3 protein-coding genes are annotated in these 3,618 nt (G+C 60.1%); all 3 read right to left on the minus strand.

Translation table 11 applies throughout. The features are described from left to right. Nucleotides 1–15: 15 nt before the first annotated feature. Nucleotides 16–1,104, minus strand: a complete 1,089-nt coding sequence (locus A3736_RS00715) for a hypothetical protein (RefSeq protein WP_067677959.1) — start codon at nucleotides 1,102–1,104, stop codon at nucleotides 16–18. A gap of 453 nt (nucleotides 1,105–1,557) precedes the next feature. Next, the gene (locus tag A3736_RS00720; protein WP_067677962.1) at nucleotides 1,558–2,580 is read right to left on the minus strand and encodes an IS110 family transposase; all 1,023 of its coding nucleotides are present in this window, start codon (nucleotides 2,578–2,580) and stop codon (nucleotides 1,558–1,560) included. A gap of 730 nt (nucleotides 2,581–3,310) precedes the next feature. Then, a partial coding sequence (locus A3736_RS00725) for a DUF1259 domain-containing protein (RefSeq protein ID WP_156501895.1) occupies nucleotides 3,311–3,618 on the minus strand: 308 nt, incomplete at its 5' end.

Below are 3,618 nucleotides of genomic sequence, written 5' to 3' on the forward strand. Positions count from 1 at the left end.
CCGGGGCGCGTTTCCCTAAGAAGCGAGACAGGTGAGTTGGTGCTCATTGAGCCAGATTTCTGGCGCCAGGCGCATAAGCCCGATTTCCGCGAGATTGAAGGGCGGGATGTGACCTTCCGGCATTGGCGGGGGCGGCGGGGGCTCGAGAACGCTCTCCTCTGATCGTAAATCGAGCCGACGGCCCTCTTCGCCCGATCCATCTACCAGCACGATGCTGTCTGCTCCGGTGCGGATCACTGCAGGGTTGGCGGACAGCATCATCATTACCGCTCCCGGTCCATTGCTTGTCGTGCGACCGACGGCGGGGCACGCGCTTACATCGATATCATCTGTCGCTGCCAGCCGTGCGTCTGCAGTCCATCGTATAGGAATCTGCAGATTGGGACACCGCGACCACAAAAGGCGCTCCCGCCCGATCGTTAGAACACCTGGGTCATCTCCAATCCCAAACCCGGCCGACCCCCAACCGTCGTAGGTTGTCGACATTTGCGGCACCCACCGCCCTTCAATCTCGCGGAAATCGGGCTTATGCGCCTGGCGCCAGAAATCTGGCTCAATGAGCACCAACTCACCTGTCTCGCTTCTTAGGGAAACGCGCCCCGGTCCGATGCTGCGAACTTCGGGGTTACTGCCGAAGAAAGCGAAGAAGCGCTTGTCGCGCGCTTCTCGAGCAGGTCCGCAACCTTGCAGCGTCTGCAGGCGTGTTCCGTCGCCGCTATCACGCAGGATGCCATCCGGACCGAGGGAAGCTGAATTACCAGACTGATTGCAGCCGACGTTGTAGGTTATCCTGTCATCGTCGATCTGGAGATATGCGCTGCGCCATGACGTGCCGTTTCGCCATGAGGGTGTGAAATTCTCGAACCGCTCAATGAGCCAGAACCCTTCAATCTCACGCAGAGATGTCAGCAGCCGCCCGTGCTCCGCGCCCGAGTTCTCAGCATTGCTCTCTTCGTGATCTGTAGTGCCGCAGGCCGCTAAAGAAGCGCAGCATGCGCAAGCGAGTAGAGAATTACGAATAGAGTGGGTCATTCCAACACCAACGGTTAATGGGTCGTCTGGCTCCGACATGTGGAAAATGCCGTCCCCATCCCTGTCCTCCATCGCGCTCTGCTCGTCTGGACAGAAAGCCACCTGCCATGAACAACCCCATTATCTGAGATTGACCGGGCGGGCCTTCGAGCCTGAAATTTGCCGCGAGCACTGATGCGGTGTGTCAGCAACTTCGGGGCCACTAGCGGTCCGGCTACTTTTGACCAAATTTTTCTAAAAGTGGAACTTCCGCTTCCGACCCCTGTGTGGACGGCTCTCCGTTGGCAAGGGTTAGTTTGAACTTAGCGTAGCGTGTTGAGGCGCCCATGTGTCCGGCCTTTGTGTGCGGTTCACATGGACCGCTGGCCTTGATGCCTTTCGCGCGGTTCAGGTCCCTGTCCAATTGCACGCACTTCAAAGTGCTCGGGTCGTTCGGGTTGTCCTGCTCCGGCGGTTTCAACCGGCTTGTTGCATCAGTTCATTCATGCCCCTTCCAACTCTGTTAGCGCCGCAAGGCGCGTGTCTTCAGGCGGCCTGCATCTCGCGGTAGCTCTCGCCTCTTGTCATCATCGCCCAGATGATCCGGGCGTTCTTGTTCGCCAGCGCCACCGCGGCCACCTTGGGCTTCTTGCGTTCGAGCAACTGGGCCAGCCAGGGGCGCTTCGCGCTGCTGCGCTGCGCATGGCGCACGACCGCCATCGCGCCCATCACCAGCAGCTCACGCAGATAGCCGTTGCCCGCCTTGGTGATCGAGCCGAGCCGCTCCTTGCCGCCGCTCGAGTTCTGGCGCGGGGTCAGCCCGATCCACGCCGACAGGCTCCTGCCATTGGAGAACATCGCCGGGTCCGCGACCGAGGCGACGATCGCGCTGGCGAGCAGCGGTCCGATCCCAGGGATCTTCATCAAGCGGCGACCCGCCTCGCTCCTGCGGGCATCGGCCATGATCCGCCGGTCGTTGTCGAGGATCTGCTCCTTCACCATCTCCAGCTGGCTGGCGAGCACAGCCAAGCTCTCGCGTGCCTGTGTAGGCAGGCGGTCATCGTTGGGATCGGCCACTACAGCGAGCAGGCGATCGAGGCCCAGCCTTCCGACACGCGCGGTGATCCCGAACTCGGCAAGGTGCGCGCGCAGGGCATTGGTCAGCTGGGTGCGCTGGCGGGTCAAGATCTTCCTCACCCGGTGCAGCATCATCACTGCCTGCTGCTCGGGCGACTTCACGCCAACGAAGCGCATGGTGGGCCGGGTTACCGCCTCGCAGATCGCCTCGGCATCGGCGGCATCGTTCTTGCCGCGCTTGAGATAGGGCTTCACGTACTGGGCCGGCATGAGCTTCACCTCGTGGCCCAGCGCCATCAGCTGTCTGGCCCAGTGATGCGAGGAGGAACACGCCTCCATCCCCACCAGACACGGCGGCAGCTTTGCAAACAGCTTCACGAACTGACCCCGCGAGACGCGCCTGCGCAGTACCACCGCGCCGCTCTCGTCTACCCCGTGCATCTGGAAAACCGACTTCGCCAGGTCCACGCCTACTACCGCAACTGTCTCCATCTTCGCTCTCCTTTTCCGACTCACTCGAGGGAATTATCCCCCAAGGGATGGAGAGCCGTCCACGGCAACAATTGCGGACGTTCGCTTGCCGTGAGAGGCTTGCCGGGATGCGCCTGTTTCTAGTCCTCGCCGTTGTTTCTCTTATAGCGTCTGCCAGCCTTGTTGCGGTTCCGCTCGTTTCACGCGAAGCTGTTTTGGCTCCGTTGCTAATCATCAATTGGCTCGGGTTTGTTGGCTCGGTGGCTCGTCTGGAACGGGGCGGCAAAGTGACATCTCAACAGTGTCGCGCTTGGCGCCCTTTGTTGGTCTTCGAAGTGTTGGCATTCATAGGAGCTGCCTGGTTCGCATTATCTTCAGGCAGCCCGGTGCTGTAAGTTCAAGTGTCAGCTTTCCACCCCGTTCTCGCCGTTAAGACCAAGTGTGGATTGTGCCAGAAGCGGACCAGCAGATTGCGACGCCAAAGCGGCCATGTGAGACAGCCTCCTGCTTCCCGATATCTGCCGTCGACTCAGCTTATGCGCTTCAGCCATTTTGGGGCCGCTTCGAGACAGTCTGGTTTCGGGCGTTTTCCTAAGGAAACGGACAATCCGTTCGCAACCCAAATCGCATTCAAAGGCAACCCCGTAAAGTTAACGACATAACTCACGTCCCGGCCATTTCGAAGACAATGCCTGTCGCAATGAGGTGCAAGCGATCGCTGCCTTACTGATTTTTATCGGAATGGTTGCGCCTATCCGGTTTCGGCCTGTTCGTTACGGGCAGCAGCAATCGCCGCTGCAAGCTCTTTTGCTGGACCCACTCCCCAGTAGTGGAGGAAGTAAAACATCGGTTCACCGCCGATCATGTGGTTATGCAATGCTACGATATGGATATCCCGCTCGCGCAGTGCGCGGAGCACGGGCTGGACTTCGTCCTCGGTCATGATGAAGTCACCATCCACGGCGGCAAGGTCGTTGGTGCCCGAGAACGCCGCCCAGGTCGTAAGCCCCATCGAACCACCGATCTCAACGCCGTGCATGCGGCCTTGGCGAGCGAAGG

Origin of the sequence: Erythrobacter sp. HI0063 (assembly GCF_001635685.1) — a bacterium.
GTDB lineage: Bacteria > Pseudomonadota > Alphaproteobacteria > Sphingomonadales > Sphingomonadaceae > Qipengyuania.